General features: G+C 69.8%; 20 protein-coding genes and 1 pseudogene. 11 read left to right on the forward strand and 10 right to left on the reverse strand.

Going from position 1 to position 22,014, the window contains the following annotated elements:
• Positions 1-94 precede the first annotated feature (94 nt).
• The 4 genes from ACIQM0_RS01955 to ACIQM0_RS01970 all read left to right on the forward strand — a co-directional run bounded on the left by ACIQM0_RS01955 (position 95) and on the right by ACIQM0_RS01970 (position 3,307).
• Complete coding sequence (locus ACIQM0_RS01955) at positions 95-1,048, forward strand: metal ABC transporter substrate-binding protein (protein WP_401282478.1); 954 nt, start codon at positions 95-97, stop codon at positions 1,046-1,048.
• Positions 1,049-1,128: 80 nt separating this feature from the next.
• Positions 1,129-1,911 carry a metal ABC transporter ATP-binding protein gene (locus ACIQM0_RS01960; protein ID WP_401283368.1) on the forward strand — a complete coding sequence of 261 codons (783 nt, stop codon included), beginning with the start codon at positions 1,129-1,131 and terminating at the stop codon, positions 1,909-1,911.
• A 2-nt stretch (positions 1,912-1,913) separates the two neighbouring features.
• Positions 1,914-2,807: a metal ABC transporter permease gene (locus tag ACIQM0_RS01965; protein WP_385035842.1), complete on the forward strand. Its 894-nt coding sequence runs from the start codon at positions 1,914-1,916 to the stop codon at positions 2,805-2,807.
• Positions 2,808-2,872: 65 nt separating this feature from the next.
• The gene (locus tag ACIQM0_RS01970; RefSeq protein WP_362962667.1) at positions 2,873-3,307 is read left to right on the forward strand and encodes a Fur family transcriptional regulator; all 435 of its coding nucleotides are present in this window, start codon (positions 2,873-2,875) and stop codon (positions 3,305-3,307) included.
• Positions 3,308-3,347: 40 nt separating this feature from the next.
• On the opposite strand, the gene ACIQM0_RS01975 is transcribed toward ACIQM0_RS01970, so the two are convergent.
• The 5 genes and pseudogenes from ACIQM0_RS01975 to leuA all read right to left on the reverse strand — a co-directional run bounded on the left by ACIQM0_RS01975 (position 3,348) and on the right by leuA (position 7,898).
• Positions 3,348-4,166 carry an isoprenyl transferase gene (locus ACIQM0_RS01975; RefSeq protein WP_401282483.1) on the reverse strand — a complete coding sequence of 273 codons (819 nt, stop codon included), beginning with the start codon at positions 4,164-4,166 and terminating at the stop codon, positions 3,348-3,350.
• Positions 4,167-4,200: 34 nt separating this feature from the next.
• Positions 4,201-4,947: a DNA repair protein RecO gene (recO, locus tag ACIQM0_RS01980; RefSeq protein WP_363030826.1), complete on the reverse strand. Its 747-nt coding sequence runs from the start codon at positions 4,945-4,947 to the stop codon at positions 4,201-4,203.
• Positions 4,948-5,027: 80 nt separating this feature from the next.
• A pseudogene (locus tag ACIQM0_RS01985) lies at positions 5,028-5,168 on the reverse strand (MMPL family transporter); the annotation flags it as partial.
• A 15-nt stretch (positions 5,169-5,183) separates the two neighbouring features.
• Positions 5,184-5,888, reverse strand: coding sequence for a TerB family tellurite resistance protein (locus tag ACIQM0_RS01990; RefSeq protein ID WP_401282486.1), 705 nt, complete (start codon positions 5,886-5,888; stop codon positions 5,184-5,186).
• Between the two features lie 213 nt (positions 5,889-6,101).
• Positions 6,102-7,898: a 2-isopropylmalate synthase gene (gene leuA / locus ACIQM0_RS01995; RefSeq protein WP_401282489.1), complete on the reverse strand. Its 1,797-nt coding sequence runs from the start codon at positions 7,896-7,898 to the stop codon at positions 6,102-6,104.
• 328 nt (positions 7,899-8,226) lie between these two features.
• Between leuA and ACIQM0_RS02000 the strand changes: the two genes are divergently transcribed.
• Both ACIQM0_RS02000 and ACIQM0_RS02005 read left to right on the forward strand, forming a co-directional pair.
• Entirely contained in the window at positions 8,227-9,303 is a 1,077-nt protein-coding gene (locus ACIQM0_RS02000) for a M4 family metallopeptidase (protein ID WP_401282492.1), read from the forward strand.
• Positions 9,304-9,336: 33 nt separating this feature from the next.
• Positions 9,337-9,603 carry a protealysin inhibitor emfourin gene (locus tag ACIQM0_RS02005; protein WP_385040657.1) on the forward strand — a complete coding sequence of 89 codons (267 nt, stop codon included), beginning with the start codon at positions 9,337-9,339 and terminating at the stop codon, positions 9,601-9,603.
• Between the two features lie 161 nt (positions 9,604-9,764).
• Here the strand turns inward: ACIQM0_RS02005 and era are convergent, their stop codons facing one another.
• The 5 genes from era to ACIQM0_RS02030 all read right to left on the reverse strand — a co-directional run bounded on the left by era (position 9,765) and on the right by ACIQM0_RS02030 (position 14,731).
• Positions 9,765-10,739 carry a GTPase Era gene (gene era, locus ACIQM0_RS02010; protein ID WP_352121480.1) on the reverse strand — a complete coding sequence of 325 codons (975 nt, stop codon included), beginning with the start codon at positions 10,737-10,739 and terminating at the stop codon, positions 9,765-9,767.
• A 63-nt stretch (positions 10,740-10,802) separates the two neighbouring features.
• Entirely contained in the window at positions 10,803-11,756 is a 954-nt protein-coding gene (locus tag ACIQM0_RS02015; RefSeq protein ID WP_401283370.1) for a WxL protein peptidoglycan domain-containing protein, read from the reverse strand.
• 89 nt (positions 11,757-11,845) lie between these two features.
• Entirely contained in the window at positions 11,846-13,213 is a 1,368-nt protein-coding gene (locus ACIQM0_RS02020) for a beta-xylosidase (protein WP_401282495.1), read from the reverse strand.
• Between the two features lie 216 nt (positions 13,214-13,429).
• The gene (locus ACIQM0_RS02025) at positions 13,430-13,783 is read right to left on the reverse strand and encodes a cytidine deaminase (protein ID WP_401282498.1); all 354 of its coding nucleotides are present in this window, start codon (positions 13,781-13,783) and stop codon (positions 13,430-13,432) included.
• A 54-nt stretch (positions 13,784-13,837) separates the two neighbouring features.
• A complete protein-coding gene (locus tag ACIQM0_RS02030; protein WP_401283372.1) occupies positions 13,838-14,731 on the reverse strand; it encodes a helix-turn-helix transcriptional regulator in 894 nt (297 codons plus the stop codon).
• 101 nt (positions 14,732-14,832) lie between these two features.
• Between ACIQM0_RS02030 and ACIQM0_RS02035 the strand changes: the two genes are divergently transcribed.
• The 5 genes from ACIQM0_RS02035 (at position 14,833) to ACIQM0_RS02055 (ending at position 21,981) form a co-directional block, all read left to right on the forward strand.
• Positions 14,833-16,242, forward strand: coding sequence for an MFS transporter (locus ACIQM0_RS02035; RefSeq protein ID WP_401282501.1), 1,410 nt, complete (start codon positions 14,833-14,835; stop codon positions 16,240-16,242).
• 78 nt (positions 16,243-16,320) lie between these two features.
• Positions 16,321-16,698 (forward strand): SgcJ/EcaC family oxidoreductase, encoded by a 378-nt coding sequence (locus ACIQM0_RS02040; protein ID WP_401282504.1) that lies wholly within the window; start codon positions 16,321-16,323, stop codon positions 16,696-16,698.
• A 63-nt stretch (positions 16,699-16,761) separates the two neighbouring features.
• Positions 16,762-18,234, forward strand: a complete 1,473-nt coding sequence (locus tag ACIQM0_RS02045; protein WP_401282507.1) for a tyrosine-type recombinase/integrase — start codon at positions 16,762-16,764, stop codon at positions 18,232-18,234.
• Positions 18,235-18,287: 53 nt separating this feature from the next.
• Positions 18,288-19,877 carry a hypothetical protein gene (locus ACIQM0_RS02050; RefSeq protein ID WP_401282510.1) on the forward strand — a complete coding sequence of 530 codons (1,590 nt, stop codon included), beginning with the start codon at positions 18,288-18,290 and terminating at the stop codon, positions 19,875-19,877.
• A gap of 547 nt (positions 19,878-20,424) precedes the next feature.
• Positions 20,425-21,981, forward strand: a complete 1,557-nt coding sequence (locus ACIQM0_RS02055) for a hypothetical protein (RefSeq protein WP_401282513.1) — start codon at positions 20,425-20,427, stop codon at positions 21,979-21,981.
• Positions 21,982-22,014: the final 33 nt, after the last annotated feature.

Raw genomic sequence — 22,014 nt, forward strand, 5'->3', positions numbered from 1 at the left:
CCCTTCGATCAAATCGGTATCGGGTCAGTCACATCCGGAGGCATCTCATCAGCCTTGTTGACAATCGTTTCCACTTTTGTTGAAAATGACTGTCATGAACGAACGCCGCCTCATACCCACCGCAGCCGTCGCCGGAGCAGTCGTCCTCGGCCTCACCGTGCTCTCCGCCTGCTCGACATCCGACGCCGCCGACCACAGGAGCGGCGACAAACTGAACGTGGTGGCGTCGTTCTACCCGATGCAGTTCCTGGCCGAGCGAATAGGCGGCGGCCACGTCTCCGTCTCCACCCTCACCAAGCCCGGGGTCGAGCCGCACGACCTGGAGCTCAGCCCCCGGCAGATCGGCGGGCTCAGCGACGCCGACTACATCCTCTACCTCAAGGGCATCCAGCCCGCCGTGGACGACGCGATCAAGCTCTCCGAGTCGGAGCACACCGTCGACGCCGCGAAGCTGACCACGCTGGAGGACCACGGCACCGAGGCCGGCGGCGAGGAGCACGGCCACGAGCACGAGGGCGAGGAGCCCGGCGCCGACCCGCACATCTGGCTGGACCCGGTGAAGTACGCCGAGGTCGCCAAGGGGGTCGGGAAGTCCCTGGAGAAGACCGACCCGGACCACGCCGCGGACTACCGCAAGAACACCGCCACCCTGGTCAAGGAGCTCGGCGCGCTCGACACCGCGTACAAGACGGGGCTGAGGAAGACCGCCACCAAGACCTTCATCACCACCCACTCCGCCTTCGGATACCTGGCCGAGCGCTACGGCCTCACCCAGGAGGGCATCGCCGGCATCGACCCCGAGGCCGAGCCCAGCCCCGCCCGGATCAGCGCCCTGCACTCCATCGCGGAGAAGAAGAAGGTCACCACCGTCTTCTTCGAGACGCTCGCCAGCGACAAGACCGCGAAGACCGTCGCCCGGGACACCGGCCTGCGGACCGACGTCCTGGACCCGCTGGAGGGAATTACCGACAAGTCCGAGGGCGATGACTACATCGAGGTCATGGAGTCCAACCTCGCCGCGCTGCAGAAGGCACTCGGCGCGAAGTGAGCGACACGACCGACACGAGCGACGCGGCCGAACCGCCCGATCCGATCCGCCCGAACCCCGCAGCAGCACCGGAGGCGCTCATGCCCGAGCCCGCGAGCTCCACCCCAGAACCCGTGATCGTCCTGCGCGACGCCACGGCCACCCTCGGAGCACGCCCCGTGCTGCGCGGCGTCGACCTGACCGTGCACCGCGGCGAGGTCGTCGCACTGCTCGGCGCCAACGGCTCCGGCAAGTCGACCGCCGTACGCTCCGCCATCGGCCAGGTCCCGCTCACCGGCGGCGCCGTCGAGCTCTTCGGCACCCCGCTGCGCAGGTTCCGCGACTGGGCGCGGGTGGGCTACGTACCGCAGCGCACCACGGCGGCCGGCGGCGTACCGGCCACCATCCGCGAGGTCGTCTCCTCCGGGCGGCTGTCCCGGACCCGGCTGGGCCTGCCCCGCAAGGCCGACCGCGCCGCCGTCGACCGGGCCATCGAGCTCGTCGGCCTCGCCGACCGCGCCAAGGACTCGGTGAACGCCCTCTCCGGCGGCCAGCACCAGCGCGTCCTGATCGCCCGCGCGCTCGCCGCGGAGCCCGAGCTGCTGATCATGGACGAGCCGATGGCAGGCGTCGACCTGGCCAGCCAGGAGATCCTCGCCGCGACCCTGCGCGAACAGGTCGCGGCCGGCACCACCGTGCTGCTCGTCCTGCACGAGCTGGGCCCGCTGGAGCCGCTGATCGACCGCGCGGTCGTCCTGCGCGACGGCTGCGTGATGCACGACGGACCGCCCCCCAAGGCGCTCGGGCAGCACGCCCTGCCCGGCCACGACCACGTACACCCCCACGCGGCCTCCGAGCCCGTCCGGACGGGACTGCTGAGCTGATCATGGAATTCCTCACCCCTCCCTTCATGCAGCGGGCACTGATCGCCGCCGTGCTGGTCGGCGTCATCGCCCCCGCCGTCGGCATCTACCTGGTGCAGCGCCGGCAGGCACTGATGGGCGACGGCATCGGCCACATCGCGATGACCGGTGTCGGCCTCGGCTTCCTGCTCTCCACCAGCCCGGTCTGGATGGCCACCGCCGTCGCCGTCGTGGGCGCCGTCGTCATGGAGCTGATCCGCTGGTACGGACGTACCCGCGGCGACATCGCGCTGGCGATGCTCTTCTACGGCGGCATGGCGGGCGGTGTCCTGCTGATCAACCTCTCCGACACCGGCTCCAACGCCAACCTCACCTCCTACCTCTTCGGCTCGCTCGCCACGGTCTCCTCCGAGGACATCACCGCGATCGGCCTGCTGGCGGCCTTCGTGCTGCTGGTGACGGTGGGGCTGCGCAGGCAGCTGTTCGCGGTCAGCCAGGACGAGGAGTTCGCCCGGGTCACCGGGCTGCCGGTGCGGGTGCTGAACCTGCTGGTCGCGGTCACCGCGGCCGTCACCGTCACCGTCGCGATGCGGGTCGTCGGGCTGCTGCTGGTCAGTGCCCTGATGGTGGTCCCGGTCGCCGCCGCGCAGCAGATCACCCGGTCCTTCAAGGTGACGTTCGTACTCTCGGTCGTCATCGGGGTGGCGGTGACCCTGGCCGGCACCGTGACCTCGTACTACCAGGACGTACCGCCCGGCGCGACGATCGTGCTGCTGGCCATCGGCGTCTTCGTCGCACTGACCCTGCTCGCCGCTCCCCTGGCCAGAAGCCGCGCGCGCAGGAGCGAATCGGCCCCGCAACGGTGCACTCTGGAGGTACCGGCCACCCGCCGGGCCACGGACGACGTCCACGTCTGACCCCGGGGCCGGGCAGGACTGGCACAATGGCCCGACAAACGTACGGGCGACACGAGGAGGCTCCTGTGGCGACGGCGCCGATCAGCGGAACCAACGCGGCACCGGTACGAGGCCGCTCGACCCGGCAGCGGACGGCCGTGGCCGCCGCGCTCGACGAGGTGGACGAGTTCCGCAGCGCGCAGGAGCTGCACGACGTGCTCAAGCACCGCGGCGACTCGGTCGGGCTGACCACGGTCTACCGCACCCTGCAGTCCCTCGCGGACGCGGGCGAGGTCGATGTGCTGCGCACCACCGAGGGTGAGTCCGTCTACCGGCGGTGCTCGACCGGCGACCACCACCACCATCTGGTGTGCCGGATGTGCGGCAAGGCCGTCGAGGTCGAGGGCCCGGCCGTGGAGCAGTGGGCGGAGACGATCGCGGCGCAGCACGGCTACGTGAACGTGGCGCACACGGTGGAGGTCTTCGGTACCTGCGCGGAGTGCGCGAGCGCGGGGAAGTGATCCGGGCCCGCGGGGGCCGATGCCTCCGCGGGCCCGCTGCTCAGCTGCCGGAGGCCGCGGCCTCCACCGCACCGCCGAAGCGCCGGTCGCGCTGGGCGAATTCCAGACAGGCCCGCCACAGGTCACGGCGGTCGAAGTCCGGCCACAGCACGTCCTGGAAGACCATCTCGGCGTACGCGCTCTGCCAGATCAGGTAGTTGGACGTGCGCTGCTCGCCGCTCGGGCGGACGAAGAGGTCGACGTCCGGCATGTCCGGGTAGTAGGTGTACTTCGCGAAGGTCTTCTCGTTGACCTTCGACGGGTCGAGCTTTCCGGCCGCGACATCCTGCGCGATCCGCTGCGCGGCGTCGGCGATCTCGGCCCGGCCGCCGTAGTTGACGCAGAAGTACAGCGTCATCTTGTCGTTGTCCTCGGTCTGCTCCTGGGCGACCTGGAGCTCCTGGACGACGGACTTCCACAGCTTCGGCATGCGGCCGACCCAGCGGATCCGGATGCCGAGCTCGTCCATCTCGTCACGGCGGCGGCGGATGACGTCCCGGTTGAAGTTCATCAGGAACTTCACCTCCTCCGGGGACCGCTTCCAGTTCTCGGTCGAGAAGGCGTACAGCGAGAGGTTCTTGACGCCCATCTCGATACAGCCCTTGAGCACGTCCATGACGACGCCCTCGCCGACCTTGTGGCCCTCGGTGCGCGGCAGACCGCGCTCCTTGGCCCAGCGGCCGTTGCCGTCCATCACCACGGCGACGTGCTTGGGCACGAGCTCACCGGGGATCTTCGGGGGCACGGCACCGGACGGGTGCGGCTCCGGGGTCTTGTGGTCGCGCCGGTTACGGCCGCCGAGAATCCCGCGTACTGCCATGAACTGTCTCGCTCCCTCTGCCTGACTGCCTGTGTCACTTCTCTACGTACCGCAGTGAGCGCAGTCCGCGCTCCAGATGCCAGTGCAGATAGGCGGACACCAGCCCGCTCCCCTCCCTGGCATGCCGCGCCTCGCACGCGTCCGCCGTCTCCCAGTCGCCGGTGAGCAGTGCGCTCAGCAGGGTGACGGCCTCCGCCGAGGGTACGACGCTGCCGGGTACCCGGCAGTCGCCGCATATGACGCCGCCCGCCGCGACGGAGAAGAACCGGTTCGGTCCGGACATTCCGCACCGGGCGCAGTCGTCGAAGCTCGGTGCGTAGCCGTTGACGGCGAGGGAACGCAGCAGGAAGGCGTCGAGGATGAGGTGCGGCTCGTGCTCACCGCGGGACAGCGTCCGCAGCCCGCCCACCAGCAGCAGGTACTGCTGGACCGCGGGCTCGCCCTCGTGGTCGGTGAAGCGCTCGGCGGTCTCCAGCATCGCGGTGCCCGCGGTGTAGCGCCCGTAGTCGGTGACGATGCCGCTGCCGTAGGGGGCGATCGTCTCGCCCTGGGTGCAGAGCGGCAGGCCGCGCCCGATCAGCTCGCTGCCGCGTGCGAAGAACTGCACGTCCACGTGGGAGAACGGCTCCAGCCGGGCCCCGAACTTCGACTTCGTGCGCCGCACACCGCGTGCGACGGCCCGTACCCGGCCGTGGCCGCGGGTCAGGATCGTGATGATCCGGTCGGCCTCGCCCAGCTTCTGCGTGCGGAGCACCACGCCGTCGTCCCGGAACAAGCTCATGGCTCCATTGTCCGGTACGCGGCCGGCCCGCCGGGGCCGCCCCCGGAGCCGGAGCACCCGGCGGCCGAGGAGCACCACGGCGTCAGCATCGCCAGGAGCGCGCACAGCACGCCCACGGCGGCGATGGGTCCCATTCCGCGGCCACCGGTGAGATCGGCCGCCAGAAGGCACAGGAGGCCCGCTGCGGGGGTCACCGAGGAGACCACGACGGGCGGGTGGCATCGCGGCGGAACGGCTCAGGAGGGCGTGCGCGCCGCCGCGGCGAGCAGCCGGGCGGTGTCCTCGGCGCAGAGCTGGAGCGCCCCGCCGACCGTGGTCAGCACCTCGCGTTCGGCCTGGCTGTACGGGCCGTCGGCAAGTGCGATCCGGGCGCCCTGGAGCAGGATCGACTCGCGTCCGGCCGGGGCCAGGTGCGGGGCGAGGGGCTCCAGCGCCTCGTGGAGCTCGATGGCGAGGGCGGCGCCGCAGGCCTCGGCGGCCGGGTCGAACGCCGAGCCGTGGCCGATGTCGACGGAGAGGACCTCGACGACGGTGGCGAGCTGCTCCTGCGTGCAGTCGTCGAACCCGGCGCCGCGCACCGTGGCGACCGCGGTCTCCAGGACCGTGCGGGAGGTGGTGCCGCCGGCCGCCAGGACGCCGAGCGCCACGGTGTGGACGGCGTCCTTGAGCATCGCGGAGAACCGGGTGGTGGTGGGGTGGTCGAGCGTGTCGGTGTCGAAGTGGGCGTGGCACGCGGCGCATTCGACGACCGGGCCCACGGTGCCGCGCCGCAGCAGCGGCACGCCGAGGACGGCGAACCGGCGGCGTCCGTTGAGGCGGCGGTAGTTGCGGTCACCTCCGCAGCCGGTGCAGAAGAACTCGCCGTCACCGACGGTGTCCCACATGGTGCGGATGCCGCAGATACGCAGCTTTATGGCGTGTTGTCCCAAGGCTGACCGCACGTCGCACACCTCCGTAACTCCCCCGTGGCCCTGAGGACACGGGAGGTACCCGCACGGCAACATTGCCGTGTTGACGTGATGTTAACCACATGTGCCGGAGGACGTCAGCACCTCGCTCGTCACAACCGCCCGGAGATGGCCGAACCCCGCCCCCCGGGTGCGGGTGGGCGGGGTCACGAACCGTCCTGCTTCACGCCCTTTCGGGCACGGGGATCAGCGGGTGGCGCGGTTGACGGCCGAGACGACCGCCTTCAGCGAGGCCCGGGTGGTGTTGGCGTCGATGCCGATGCCCCACAGGACCTTTCCGTCGATCGCGCACTCGATGTACGAGGCGGCCTGCGCGCTCGCGCCCTCGCTCATCGTGTGCTCGGTGTAGTCCAGCAGCCGGGCGTCGATGCCGATGGCCTGCAGCGCATCGAAGAACGCCGAGATCGGGCCGTTGCCGGTGCCGGTGAGCACGGTGTCCGCGCCGTCCACGGTCGCGTCCACGGTGATCGTGTCCCGGCCGTCGGAGCCCGTGGTGGTCTGGCCGGAGCGGATCTGCACGCGCCCCCACTGCGCCGCGGCGTCCTCGGGGCTGGGCAGGTACTCGTCCTGGAACGTCGTCCAGATCTGCGCCGGCGTGACCTCGCCGCCCTCGGCGTCGGTCTTGGCCTGAATGATCCGGGAGTACTCGATCTGCATCCGGCGCGGCAGGTCCAGCTTGTGGTCGTTCTTCAGGACATACGCGATTCCGCCCTTGCCGGACTGCGAGTTGACCCGGATGACCGCCTCGTAGCTGCGGCCGACGTCCTTCGGGTCGATCGGCAGGTACGGCACCGCCCACTCGAGGTCGTCCACCGTCTTGCCCTGGGCGGCCGCGTCGGCCTCCATGGCGTCGAAGCCCTTCTTGATGGCGTCCTGGTGGGAGCCGGAGAAGGATGTGTAGACCAGGTCGCCCGCGTAGGGGTGGCGCGGGTGGACCTCCATCTGGTTGCAGTACTCGCTGGTGCGGCGGATCTCGTCGATCTGCGAGAAGTCGATCTGCGGGTCGACGCCCTGCGAGAAGAGGTTCATGCCCAGCGTCACCAGGTCGACGTTGCCGGTGCGCTCGCCCTGGCCGAACAGGCAGCCCTCGATCCGGTCCGCCCCGGCCATCAGGGCCAGCTCGGCGGCGGCGACGGCGGTGCCGCGGTCGTTGTGCGGGTGGACGGACAGGCAGACGAACTCGCGGCGCGACAGGTTGCGCGACATCCACTCGAAGCGGTCGGCGTGCGTGGACGGCGTCGAACGCTCCACGGTGGCGGGCAGGTTGAGGATGATCTCGCGGCCCTCCTCGGGCTGCCAGACGTCGCACACCGCCTCGCAGACCTCCAGGGCGAAGTCCAGCTCGGTGTCGGTGAAGATCTCGGGGCTGTACTGGTAGCCGAAGATCGTCTCCTCGCCGAGAATCTTCTCGGCGTACTCCATGACCAGCCGGGTGCCGTCCACGGCGATCTGCTTGACCTGCTCCCTGGAGCCGCGGAAGACCACGCGGCGGAAGGTGGGGGCGGTCGCGTTGTACAGGTGGACGGTGGCGCGGTGGGCCCCGACCAGCGACTCGACGGTCCGCTCGATCAGCTCCTCGCGGGCCTGCGTCAGGACGGAGATCGTCACGTCCTCGGGGATCGCGCCCTCTTCGATGATGGAGCGGACGAACGCGAAGTCGGTCTCGCCGGAGGACGGGAAGCCGACCTCGATCTCCTTGTAGCCCATGCGCACCAGCAGGTCGAACATCTCGCGCTTGCGGGCCGGCGACATCGGGTCGATCAGGGCCTGGTTGCCGTCGCGCAGGTCCGTGGAGAGCCAGCGGGGCGCGACCGTGACGCGCTGGTCCGGCCAGGTGCGGTCGGGGATCTCGACCGCCTCGTAGTGGCCGTACTTGCCGATCGGCATCCCGGACGGCTTCTGCAGCCCCGTGGCGTTGGTGATCGGCGTGGGACGGCCGACGGCGTCGTCGGCGGGGGCCTGAGCGGGATTCACTGCGGTCATGACGTGGGGCTCCTCGGAGTCCGGCAAAGGAGGGGGTCCCCCCTGCTCTTCAAGAGCTCGGGGGAGGCCGACCGTGTCGCTGCAACACCAGACTCCGCGGGGAGGGGGGTCGGCCTACGACTTACAGACCCTCGCCGCGGCAGCTAAGAAGGAGCAGCCCGAAACGCATGATGCGAAGAGAGTAACCGAGCAACGCCCGAGAGGCGGGTGCCGTATCAGTATGCGGGACCGGGTGCCGGTAACGGGTGAACAGTGACCGATCACTCTATTTCATCAATCCTGGTGGCAACCAGTGACACGGCGGTCACACAGTGCCACAGTCGATTGCATGCAGCCTCGAACTCAGCACGGGTCCCACCCCGTCTTCTGCACCATCGTGCCGCCCCACGTCCTCGACAAGCTGTCGCAGTCCGACGATCCCGTCCTGGCGGGCCCGGCCCGCCGCACCCTGGAGGCCGACGCCGCCCGGCGCACCCGCCGCCAGGTGACGACCCCCGTCCCGCCACGCGTCGCCCCCGCACCGGAGGACGACCGTTCCGGCAAACCCGACCGCACCCTGTACGACTGCCGGCACCGCACCGGGCTGCCCGGCACCAAGGTCCGCGCCGAGGGCGAGGACCCCACGGGCGACGCCAGCGTCAACCGCGCCTACGCGGGCCTCGGAGCCACCTTCGAACTGCTGCTCAAGGCCTATGGGCGGCGTTCGATCGACGGCAAGGGACTGCCGCTGATCGGCTCCGTCCACTACGACGAGAAGTACAACAACGCCTTCTTCGACGGCGAGCAGATGGTGTTCGGCGACGGGGACGGGGAGATCTTCCTGGACTTCACCGTCGCCATCGACGTCATCGCCCACGAGCTGGCGCACGGCCTCACCCAGTACACGGCCAACCTGAGCTACTACGGCCAGTCCGGCGCGCTCAACGAGTCCGTCTCTGACGTGTTCGGCTCCCTGGTCAAGCAGTACTCGCTGGGCCAGACCGCCGAGCAGGCCGACTGGCTGATCGGCGCGGGCCTGCTGGCGCCCAGGGTCCAGGGCGTGGCGCTGCGCTCGATGAAGGCGCCCGGCACCGCGTACGACGACGACGTGCTCGGCAAGGACCCGCAGCCCGCGTCGATGGACGACTACATCCACACCGGCGACGACAACGGCGGAGTGCACCTCAACTCCGGCATCCCGAACCGCGCGTTCTATCTGCTGGCGACCGCGCTCGGCGGCAGTTCCTGGGAACGGGCCGGACAGCTCTGGTTCGATGTGCTCACGGGTGGTGAACTGGCGGTGGACGCGGACTTCGCGGCCTTCGCCCGGCTGACCGTCGCGGCGGCACGCAGCCGCTTCGGCGAGGGGGACGAGGCGGAGGCGGTCCTCAAGGCCTGGTCGGAGGTGGGCGTACCGACCGCGTAGCCAACAGGCCCGCCCGTCGAGGAAGGACACCTTATGCGGATCCAGGTGAGCAGGACCGGCGGTTTCGCCGGTATCGCACGCCACCGCGAGATCGACACCTCCGGGCGGGCCGACGCCCGCGAATGGGAGACCCTGGCCGAATCGGCGCTCACCGCCGGCCGGGACGCCCCGCCGGCCGGTGTTCCGGACGGCTTCGGCTACCGGATCACGGTCGGCGACCGGACCGTGCACTGCGCGGACCCGCGGCTGACCGACGCCCAGCGCGCACTGGTCTCACGCGTCCTGAAGGAGGGCGCGTGAGACCGGCGTACCGGTGACGGGGGTCAGAACCCCAGCTTGCGCAGCTGCTTGGGGACCGGCCCACTCCGCCGCCCTCGCACCCCTCGCACCCCTCGGCCCCAGGGGGCCTCAGCGGCTTCGCACGGCTGCGTCGGCCTCCGGCCGCCGGGTCGCGGCTCCGCTCAGAACCCCAGCTTGCGCAGCTGCTTGGGGTCCCGCTGCCAGTCCTTGGCGACCTTCACGTGCAGGTCGAGGAAGACCGGCGTACCGAGCAGCGCCTCGATGTGCTTGCGCGACTTGGTGCCGACGTCCTTGAGCCGCTTGCCCTTCGGGCCGATGATGATGCCCTTCTGGCTGGGCCGCTCGATGTAGACGTTGGCGTGGATGTCGAGCAGCGGCTTGTCCGCCGGACGGTCCTCGCGCGGCAGCATCTCCTCGACGACGACCGCGATGGAGTGCGGCAGCTCGTCGCGTACGCCTTCGAGCGCGGCCTCCCGGATCAGCTCCGCGACCATGACCATCTCGGGCTCGTCGGTGAGGTCGCCCTCCGGGTAGAGCGGCGGGCTCTCGGGGAGCAGCGGGGCGATCAGGTCGGCCAGCAGGCCGACCTGGTCGTCCTTGACGGCCGAGACCGGGATGATCTCCGCCCACTCGAAGCCGAGCTCCTCGCCGAGGCGGGAGACGGCCAGCAGCTGTTCGGCGAGCTGCTTGGACTCGACCAGGTCGGACTTGGTGATGATCGCGATCTTGGGCGTCTTCTTGATGCCCGCGAGTTCCTTGATGATGTATTTGTCACCGGGGCCGAGCTTCTGGTCGGCGGGCAGGCAGAACCCGATGACGTCGACCTCGGCCCAGGTGGTGCGTACGACGTCGTTGAGACGCTCGCCCAGCAGGGTGCGCGGCTTGTGGAGGCCGGGGGTGTCGACCAGGATCAGCTGCGCGTCCGGCCGGTGCACGATGCCGCGGACCGTGTGCCGGGTGGTCTGTGGCCGGTTGGACGTGATCGCCACCTTCTGGCCGACCAGAGCGTTCGTAAGGGTGGACTTGCCCGCGTTGGGACGGCCCACGAAGCAGGCGAAGCCGGCCCGGTGCGGGGCGGTGTTCTCAGCCTGCTGCGCAGCAGCTTCTGGGTTAGGTCGAGCGCTCATGGCGCCCATTGTCCCCGATCCCGGCGGCACTGCCGCACCAAGGCGTCCGGCGGGGCCGCCGGGCCCCTCCTCTCAGGCCGTGCGGCGACGGCTCCGACGTGCCCGTATCCACAGCCCCGCGCCCCCGGCAAGGATCACCAGCAGCACCCCGGCGACCAGCCAGGGCAGCGCGAAGTACGAGGCGGCGGCGGACTCGCGGGTGTCGCGGGCGCGGGCCGTCAGCTTGACCTCGCCCCACTCCAGCTGCGGCGCGCCCTTCCACTCCTCGGTGAGCCGGACCTCCTGGCGGGGCAGCAGCTCGGACGGGATCCGTTTCAGGTCGCGGGCGAGCAGGGTGCGGCCGAAGAGGCCCTCGGCCTTGAGCGCGACCTTCGGGCTGAGGGTGACGTTGCCGCGGTTGCGGAGCGTGTACGAGATGACGGCCCGGGAGGTGCCGGTGCCCGGGACGAGCGGCTGGGTGTGCTCGATCCTGACGTCGTCGACGGAGAGCGCGGGCATCGTCGGACCGTTGACGCGCAGATAGACGCGGGCGCCGACCGCCTTCTGGATGCCGACGGCCACCGCGCCCGCGTCGGCGGGGTCGATGCGCTCGTCCAGGGCGACGAGGGCGCCGGGGTGATCGCCCGGTTCCGCGTCCTCGGGGACCTTGATCGTGACGGGCACGGTGACCGAGCCGTGCGGCTTCACGGTGACCCGGTCGCGGTCGGTCCTGGCCCAGGCGCCGACGGAGCGCTGCTTCTCGTTCTGCGCGCGGACCGCGAATCCGCCGTCGCGTTCGGTGTTGTACGCGTCGGCCGCGTACAGCCGGAACGTCAGCGGGTCGCCGGTCTTGTTCTTGACGGTCACCTTGTCGGTGAGGGTGGCTCCGGGATCGGCCGAGAGGTAGAAGTACGGCCGGGTTCCGGTGGCGGCGGTGGCCGGAAAGACCGACCAGCTGCCGTTGTCGGCGGCGTCGGCCGCGGGGGCGCCCAGCAGGAGCAGGGCTGTGGACAGCAGGGACGACAGGATGACGGACAGCTTGCGCACGGTGGCGGGCCCCCAGGGTGCACGCATGGGCGGGGTGGTGGACCGGCCGGGTGCGCGCCCGGCCCACCGGTTGATCGGTGCTTACCGGCTCACGTCAGGGTGAGTGTGAGCACTCCGGAGTAGGTGCCGGTGGCGGAGTACGCCGGCACGTCCAGTGACAGCCCGGCGTCGACGGTGAACTCACCGCCGGTGAAGGCGGCGTTCGGCGTGGAGGCGAGGGTGGCTCCCGCACTGCCGACCGAACCCTCTGAACCCGCAGCGCAAGTGCTCGGGCTGCCGGCCTTCGCCGTGCAGGCCGGGCTCCAGCCGAGCGCGGAGGCACCGATGGTGGCACCGGCCGGACCCTTGAAGTCGGTGACCTTTCCGGTCAGCGACCAGCCCGCGGGGCCACCGCGGAAGTCCTTGACCGTCACGGTCCGCAGGGCGCCGGTGGATGCGCCGCCCTTCCCGAAGTCGACCGCCGACAGTTCGACGGAGTCCCCGGCCTGTGTCATGGAGAGCGTGCCCGCCTTGACGGACGAGGTCAGCTTCTGGCTGCCGTCAGGCGTCTCCCCGCCGCCACCGGTGACGGTGTAGGCCTGGGGGCCCGCACCCTTGGCGGCATCCCAGGCGGCGCCCTCATAGGCGACGATTCCGGTGGTCGCCGGGTCGTTGACGGTGAGCTGCCCGGTGAAGGCGCCCGATCCGTCCGCCGTGGCCGTCGCCGTGTCGCCGGTCGGGGTGTCCCCGGCCCGGCCCGCGAGGGTGACGGCTGCGCCCGCGGTGAACTTCGACCCGGTCACGGTGACCTGGTCACCGGCCGCGCCGGAGGCCGTACCGAGCTGGATGGCACGCTCGTTGACCTGGCCGCCGCCGTCCGTCGCGATGATCGTCTGGGAGACGGGCGCGGGCGGATCGGTGACCGTGCAGGGCGTGTCCAGCTCCATGATGTAGCTGGTGTGGATGTTGTAGTCGCCGGGCGAGAGGGTGATCTCGCCGGGCGCGGTGACCGTGAACGAGCCGGTCATGGAGAACGACGGGAACGCGCCCTTGCCGGGCACCGGGGCGTTCTTCTTCGGGCCCGCCACCGTGATGTCGGTGGACTGCGCACCGGCGACGGTGACCTTGCCGGTCGGCGTCATGATGTCGGCGGGCAGCGCCAGATCGACCGGGTTGCTCGCGGCCGGCGTGACGACGGTGTACGTCACCTTGACCGTGTCGCCGACCTTCGGGGCCGCGTTGTCGACGCTGATCTGTGCCGACGTCGTCCCGTCGATCGGCGGGATCCCGGCGATCGCGGGCGGGATGCAGTGGGTCGGGAAGTCCACCGCCACGGAGGCCGCCGCCATGGCCTGGGCGGGCCCGGCGAGCAGCCCTCCCCCCGTGACGACGAGCGCGCCCACACCCAGCGCGGCGGCCCAGCGGCGGCTTCGGCGCCGCGTCCCCGGACTGTCGGATCTTCGAATGGCTGGACTCATGGAGCCCCCTCCTGCGGAATTGCGGCGCAGCGGCTCTTCCGCGCCGACAGGGGGCCATTGATGACTCCGGCCGAAAAGAAGTCAATGGAATCGAAACACGCTGACTGATGGGCCATCAGATGCTGTCAAGATCCGCACTTCCCGCACATGGCGTGCGAACGCCCCGCGCCGGTGGGACGCGGGGCGTTCGCACACGATGTGCCGGTCCTGCGGAGGTCAGCCCGCCGTCACACGGAGCCGCAGCACCCCGTCCGGCCCGGCGAGCAGCACCGGGGTGTCCGCCCCTCCCAGGTCCCGCACCGCGGCACGGTCCTCCTCCGACGGCGTCCCGGCCTCGGAGACGACCGCGGCCGCCTCCAGCGAGGTGGCGCCGCTCGCCACGGCCATGGCGACGGCCGTCCGGAGCGCGCTGAGGCGCAGCGACTCCAGCTGCACCGTGCCCGCCACATACGTACGTCCGGTCTCGTCCCGTACGGCCGCGCCCTCCGGCACACCGTTGCGGGCGCGGGCGCTGCGCGCCAGCGTGACGATCTTGCGGTCCTCGGCGCCGAGGTCGGTGCTATCGGTCATGTGCCGAGCATACGAAGAACGCGGCCGGACGCGGCACCGGGGCGCCCGGCCGTCTCACCCCTGGACCTGGCGCATCATGCCCCGGCGGCCCTCGGGCGAGGCCAGCAGGCGGAACTTCTCCTCGGTGCCGGTGCCCGGCCACGGGTTGTGCAGCACGATCACCAGGTCAGGGCGGGCCGGGATGCGCAGCTGGGTGGCCTCCACGACCAGCGTGCCCACCACGGGGTGGTTCAGCTCCTTGCGCATCTGGCCGCCGGGCGCGATGTCCCGCCGCTCCCAGAGCTCGGCGAACTCGGGGCTGCGCTCCCGCGCCTCGGCCACGATCGCCCGGAACCCCTCGTCGTCGGGGCATTCGGAACAGGCGGCCCGGAACTCGGCGACGACCCGTGCCGCGATCTCCGGCCAGTCCTTGCGGCGGGCGCGGTGGACCGGGTCGGTGAAGAAGTCGATCACGCAGTTCTGCGTCCGGCCCGGCCCCATCCCCATCACCGTGGCGGCCGCGTCGTTGTAGAGGATGACGTTCCAGTACGCGTCCATGATGTGCGCCGGGAACGGCATCCAGCGGTCCAGCAGCCGCTGCAGGCCGTCGCACATGTCCGTGTGGGCCGGATCGACCTGCGCGGCGGGCGGGTTGAGCCCGGCGAGCACGTAGAGGTGACGGCGTTCGGCGCTGCTGAGCCGCAGCACCCGGGCGACGGAGTCCAGCACCTGCGGGGACACGGTGATGTCCCGGCCCTGCTCCAGCCACTGGTACCAGGAGACGCCCACCCCGGCGAGGACGGCGACCTCCTCGCGGCGCAGCCCCGGGGTGCGGCGCCGGGCACCGCCGTCCGGGAGCCCCGCGTCCGACGGGCTGACCCGCGCCCGCCGGCTCATCAGGAACTCCCGCAGTTCGCCGAGACGATGCGCCTTGCCCGCGTCCGCCGCGATCCGGGCCGGTGTGCCCACGTACTCCCCCAGGTGTCCCTGCCCGCGCCTGCCTGGTGGTGCGGCCAACAGGATAAGTTCCCGCTCCCCACGAATATTCCGGCGGCCGCAGGCTCATGGGCATGGCGATCCATCCCCCGGCTCAAGAAGCTGTCACCCTTCCCGCACCCCCTGCCCCGGACCGGCTCTCCGGCCGGGCCCGGCTGGTCCTCCTCGTCCTGTGCGCCGCCCAGTTCATGGTGTCGCTCGACTTCTCCGTACTGAACGTGGCGCTGCCCGTCCTCGGTGACGACCTCGGCCTCAGCAGGTCCGGTCTGCAGTGGGCGATCACCGCGTTCGCGCTGCCGTCCGGCGGGTTCCTGCTCCTCTTCGGCCGGATCGCCGACCTCTACGGCCGCCGCCGGCTCTTCCTCACCGGACTCGCCGTCTTCGGCTCCGCCTCCCTGCTGGCCACCCTCGCCTGGAGCCCGGCCGCGTTCCTGACCGGGCGGGCGCTCCAGGGACTCGGCGCCGCGGCCATCGTGCCGACCGGGATGTCCCTGCTCACCACCACCTTCCCCGAGGGACCGCTGCGCGACCGGGCCCTCGGCATCAGCGGCACCCTGCTCTCCCTCGGCTTCACCGTCGGCATGGTGGCCGGGGGCACCCTCACCGACACCCTGGGCTGGCGCTCCACGATGGGACTGCTGACGGTGGCCGCCGTGGCGGTGCTCGCGACGGCCCCCGCGCTGCTCACCGAGTCCCGTACGCCCGACCGGCCGCGGCTCGACGTCCCGGGTGCGGCAACCGTCACCGGCGGGCTCCTCGCCCTGATCTACGCCCTCTCCACGGCGGCCGAGCACGGCTTCGGGCGCGCGGACGTACCGATCGCCCTGGCCGTCGGAGTCGCACTGCTCGTCGCCTTCGCGGTCATCGAGTCGCGTGCGGCGGCCCCCCTGGTCTCACTGCCGATGCTGCGCCGCCGCACGGTGGCCTTCGGCAATCTGGGCGGGCTGCTCACCTTCTCGATGATGAGCACCGTCGTCTTCGTCCTGACCCTGTACCTGCAGGAGGTCCTGGACCTGTCGGCCTTCGGGACCGGGCTCGTCTTCGGGGTGCAGGGCATCGCCTCGGTGGCGGCGGGCGTGTACGCCCCGAAGGTCATCGGCCGGATCGGCGCCCGGCGCACCCTGTCCGTCTCCCTGCTGGGCCAGGGGCTGTTCATCGCGGCGCTGCTGGGCCTCGGCGCGGACTCGGGAATCTGGCTGGCCACGGTCGCGGTCTCACTGGCCAGCATGTGCCACCTGGGCGCGATCATCGCGTACGGCCTGACGGTCACCTCGGGTGTGCCGAACGAGGAGCAGGGCCTGGCGACGGGTCTCGTCACGACGACCCAGCAGGTGGGGCTCACGGTCGGCATCCCGCTGCTCGGCGTGGTGGCGACCACCCAGGTGTCGCTGTTCGACGGCGTACGGACCGTGGTCGCGGTGGCCGCGGGCCTGCTGATCGTCGCCGCCGGTGTGGTGGCCGCGGGGCTGCGACGGGCCTCGTAGGAGGAGGAGCAGGGGTGATCAGCGCAGTGATAACCGGGCCTTGACCTCAAGTCCACTTGAGGTATCAGAGTGATCTGCATGAACACAGAAAGCGCGGACATCAAGGCCATCGAGCAGGTCGTCACCACGGTCGAGCACACCCAGCGCGCCAAGGACGTCGAGGGGTTCCTCGCGCTCTTCCACCCCGAAGCGATCTGGACCACCGGCCACGGCAAGGTCCTGATCGGCTTCGACGAGATCGCCGAGTTCACCCGCGCCGTGCTGCCGGCGGCCAACTGGGACGGCGAGATCACGTACGAGGCCGTGCACACGCGATTCCTGAGGCCCGACGTGGCGGCCGTCAAGGTCCGGCAGGTCTACCACGCGCCGGAGGGCGAGTCGGAAGGCGCTCCGCTCTACGTCATGACGAAGCAGGATGACGGGAGGTGGCTGCTGCACGTTATGACGGCACTATGAGGTGTCTCAAAGATCGCGAGGTTATGCGGTCTTCCTCTGTGTCTCATAGGTCAGGAGCTCGGGTTGTCCGTCACGGTGGAAGAAACGGCTGCCGAGGCAGTGATCGCCAGTCATCGCACTGTCGCAAGGCTCGCCGTCATGGACGGCACGGACGTATCCGGGGTTCTGCGCAGGGCTGGCGTCGAGGAGGGGCAGCGATTCATCCTCGGGCCTGCCGGGTCCTACGACGTTCATCTGAACCGCATGATCAGGGACTTGCCGAGCTGGGGGGTCCGTTCAGCCAACGGCCAAGAGGCGTACTGCTCGGACTTGACGCTCGTGTGCCGCTTTCTCCACGAGGGTCGGGGCGGCAAGACGATCTGGGAGATGAACGGTGCGGATCTGCGTGCTCTCAAGCAGGCCAGACTCTTCGCAGCGGACCCCGCCGAGCGGATCGAGTACGGCACTTGGAATCGGATGGTCGCTTCGCTTGACAAGTGGCTGCAGTGGTCGCTCGACGCGGAACTCCTGACCGCAGAACCGTTCCGGTACGTCGACAAGGTGGTGATGACTCCGCACGGTGCCGTCCAGGTGCGGGTGAACGCCGAGGCGGAGCCGGGCAAGAGTGACCGGCCGATCAGGTTCCTTCCATACGAGGACTACCTGCTGTGGCGGGATGTGGGGCTGCGCGGCTTTCTGCCGGACGGCGGCCGCGACCCGAAGTGGCGCGGGCGCAACGGCGAACGTAACGCGTTGTTCGCTGACTTGCTGGTGTGCACCGGGATGCGCCTGACGGAGGCGTCGTGCCTGCTGGTTCCCGAAGTTCCGCCACTGGCCCGGGGTCGAGGGGACTTCCACCTGTCTAAGTCGACGACGAAACGGGAGAAGGCCCGCACGGTCTACGCGCGCCGACGTGTGGTGCGCGATCTGCACCACTACCTCGCGATCGAGCGCGACGAAGTGGTCCAGCGCACCCGCGAGGCCGGGGGCTACATCTGGGAAAACGGGCACCGGGTGCAGCGCTCGAGCCGGCACGCGCTGCTGGTTGAGGACCGTCAGCGAGCCTGGACCTATGCGGGCCTCGGGTACGAGGACCGAATACGACTGGTGTCGGTGGATGCACGCGGCCGTGAGCTGGGGCCGCTGTGGTTGTGGCTGGGCGAGGGCGGGCAACCGTTGAAAAGCTCTACATGGCAGTCCGCGTTCCAGCGGGCGAATGAGCGGTGCGCGAGCTTCGGCCTCGACTTCGACGTGCACCCGCACACCCTGCGGCACACGTTCGCCGTGCACATGTTGGGACTGCTGCTGGGCCAGACGATCCGGGCGATGGGAATGGCCGAGGACCGCCGCTTCACGTTGGCCCAGATCAAGCGGATGTTGATCGGTGATCCGATGCGCAAGCTGCAGCTGCTGCTCGGGCACACCCAGGAGCGAACGGTCTACCTCTACCTGGACGTTCTCGACGAGGCCCAGGAGATCGTCCTCGCGGCCCTGGCCGAGTGGGACGAACAGGCAGCGGTGCTGGACAGCATTGAGGTGCCGGAGGCTGGCCTGTGAGCCCGAAGCGCGTTCGGTTCTCGGTGACCACGGCCCCGCCGACGGTGGATCCGGTGCCGAGCATCGGGCCGGTGGTGTTCTCCGTGCCCGTCCTGGTGCTCGGCACCGACGAAGTGGTGGATCTGTCCGATCTCGGCCACCCTCGGCTGGTCCGGCCACTGGCCAGCGCCCTGCTCGAGGAACTCGGCACCAGAGGTGGCGTGCGGCAGCGAACGCGGCTGCAGGAGGCCGTCCAGACGGTCCGCGCATTCGTCGCGTTCACCGCAGCCGCCTTGGAGGGGCACGGAGAACTGGCTCTGGATGACCTGGAACCGGGCCTACTCGACGGCTTCGAGCAGGCCCTGGCCAGCCGATATTCCGCGGACAGCAGAGGCCCCAGGGCGGCACTGTTGCTGCTCCTGCGGTTGCTCCGGAGGATCGATGAGTCCCATCCCGGCACGTTCGAGCTGGAGTTCGCCCATCGGATCAACTCCAAGCGGACTTCCGAGGAGAGCATCGCCAGCACGCCGCTGAACGCCTACCCGTTCCCGGTGTTCGAAGCGTTGGAGGCCGCGGCTCTGGACGGGGTCGGCGCGGTCCGCGACCGGATCCTGGAAGGCGAGGGGCTCGCGGAGAAGGGCCGTGACCCGCAGGTACATGGATGGGACCGGCTGGAGAACATCTGCTGGTACTTGGCGAACCGCGGCCCGCTCACCCAGGAGCACCGCGGAATCCGCGCAGTCACCGAGCACGGCGGGAGGGCAGCGCTGAACTCCCGTCTGTACCTCACGCCCAGGGACATGGTCCGCTTTCAGGTCCTTCTGGCCTGCCAGACGGGCCTGGAGCCGGAGGCCATCAGAGAACTGCGGGCTGTCTGCCTGGTCAGTCCGGCTCGCGGCTACGTCACGATCAGCTACCTGAAGCGCCGCTCCCCGGGCGAGCAGAACAAGTCGCTGCGTGTGCGCGACGGCGGCACCCTCCGCACCCCGGGCGGCGTGATCCGCCTTGCTCAGCGGTTGACCCAACGGGCCCGGGACATGATCGGAGCCGAGGAACTGTGGGTGCTCCCCTCCGGGACTACGGGTCTGCTGGCCCCCCGGTTCACCCGGACTGTCGCGGTGGACACGGTTCCCCGAAGGGCGTTTCTGGCGGAGCACAAGATCGACGCGATGAAGGACCACGACGGTGGTGGCGTCTCGCTGGACCTGCGCCGGATCCGCAAGACGTTCAAGTCGCGGCAGTACCTTCGCGCGGGCGGGATCCTGCCTGACTTCGTCAGCGGGCACTCACCCGGGGTCGCGGCCCGGCACTACGCAGACATCCCCGCCCACGACGAGATCCATGACTCCGCCGTGGAGGCCGGACTCGCGGAGGCGCTGGCAGTCGCGCTGCCGCCCCCCGTCGTACTGGGCGACGACGGCAGCCGGCTGGACGACGGGGGAGAGGCCCTGCCGCCTCAGGCCGTGCAAGACGCGTTGTCGGGCGCGACGGATGTGTGGCTGTCCTCGTGCACCGACTTTTTCGCCTCACCGTATGCGGCGAAGAAGGGGGCACCGTGCCCGGTCCCGCCCTGGGTGTGTCTGGAGTGCCCGAACGCAGTGTTCACCACCCGACATCTGCCGGCCGTGCTGTCTGTTCTGGACACCATCGAGCGTCAGCGGTGAATTCTCGGTCCCCGAGTGGCAAGCCCGATTCGGCCTGGCGTACGAGCGCATTACCACCGGGGTCTTGAACCGGTTCAGCGCACGCCAGATCACCACCGCCCGCGCGATCGCAGAGGCCGGCGGCGCTCGGCTCGCCCTGCCCACCTCCTTCTTGGAAGCGATCAAGTGACCCTCAAAACTCTCAAGTTCGAGACCTCACTCCCGGTGCAGACCGGCCCCGCACCCGTGTGACTCGCAGCGGTATCCGTCCCTTCGCAGCCGCATCTGTCACCACGGCTGGACCAACTCGATGACCAGCGATTCCTTTCGGAATGGGCGCCGTTGGTGACAAGTAGAGCGAGCAGCTGGTGACAGATGCCGCTGAGATCCCGGCCACGACCACCAGGTCAGAAGCAGGGCCGGTGACAGTTATCGCTGCGAGTCACAACCCGACGACTTCGTACTGCCGAAGAAGTTCACCAAGGGCAAGGCGAACCGGGGCCCCCGGTTCGCCGACGACGTGTGGGACCTGCGCGAATTCCTCCCGCGGACCTCACGGCACACCCGGGTGAACTTCCTTCTCTTCGAAGAGGGCCTGCAGCGGCACACAGCAAAGGAGTTCGCGTTCGCGCTCCTGCGCGAGACACCAGGCAGTCAGCTTCGCCCGGCGAAGCCCACCTCCCTCCCCCAGGCGCTCACGACCCTGGCCCGCGTCTGGACGCATCTCCGGGCCGTCGGCGTGGAAAGACTCCAGGATGTGCGCCGCGAGCACTTGGAGGCCCTGCTCCCACTGCTGCGATCGTCAACTCCGGCCGGGGTCGAGGACCAGGTCAACGTACTCAAACGACTGGCCGAGTTCGGCCCGTACCTGTCCCACGACAGGCTCACCCTCAGGCCCTGGCCCTACCGAACCGCCCGGCAGATCTCCGGAGCCACGAGCGATCATGAGAACAGCACTCCGCGTATCCCTGAGGAGATCATGCGGCCCTACCTGGCCGCAGCCGTGTTCTACGTGCGGTTCGCCAGCCACGACCTGTTGGCGGCCCGCGAGGAGCTCGCCCGCTCGAAGGAAGCGACGAAGGCTCAGCCCATGCCGGCGCCATTCGGCAGAGATGGCAGCCAGACGCGGCGAAAGATCGAGCAGTTCATCGTCCAGCGGCGGCTGCAAGGCCGCGGCCTGCCGGCTCTCCCGATCGAGCGTCATCACACCGTGCCCGACGCGCCGATCATCGACGGGATAGTCCAAGCTCCGAACCTGGCAATGATCAAGCACTTGAGTGGAGCCCGGTCCATCCACCATCTACGCCCCCTCCTCGTGGCCGCCGGCAACGAGCTGGGCTGGGAACCAGGTGGACTTCCCACCCGGGCACTTTGGCCCGCGACCGGCAAACCCTGGCGAACCTCGTTGAGCGCAACGTCGATGAACACCGAGATCCTTCAACTGCGCGTCGCCTGCTGGATTGTCATCGCCTACCTGTCGGGTATGCGCGACATGGAAGTACGGGAACTGAGGCGCAACTGCGCGTTCGCCGAGGTCGGAGCCGACGGCAGAACCCGGTACAAGATCCGCGGGCGTGTCTACAAGAACCGCAAGCTCTCCGGTGACGAGGTCGACTGGGTGGTTCTGGACATCGTCCACGAAGCTGTCGAGGTGCTGAAGCTCATCAACGACGACCCGACGCACTTGTTCGGATATCGGCAGGGTTCGGACTACGTCCTCCTGTCTACGATGCCGCTCCGGCTCAAGAACTTCCGCGACCACCTGAACCTCCTGTTCAGCACGCCGGAGGGCCCCTACATCCCGCTTCCGATGGCGGAGGACCTGGAGTTGGACACAGAACTCGTCGACGATGTCGACAGCGACGGGGACGACGAAGCAACGGACGAGGACCCCCTGGCCTGGTCGTTTGACACACGGCAGTTCCGTCGCACGCTGTCCTGGCACATAGCCAACCAGCCCTTCGGGGTCGTCGCCGGAACCCGGCAGTACAAGCACGCCAGCCACGTGATCTTCGAGGGATACGCCAACCCTCGGGAATTGCATCAGACGGGCGAGAAGCCGCAGGTCGCCAGCTCACAGCGACGCTCTGATGCTCTCGAAGGCTACTACGAACTAGCCGTCTGATCAGGCAGTTTGCCACGCCCGTCCCATCTGATG

The sequence above is a fragment of the Streptomyces sp. NPDC091387 genome (assembly GCF_044756945.1).
GTDB lineage: Bacteria > Actinomycetota > Actinomycetes > Streptomycetales > Streptomycetaceae > Streptomyces.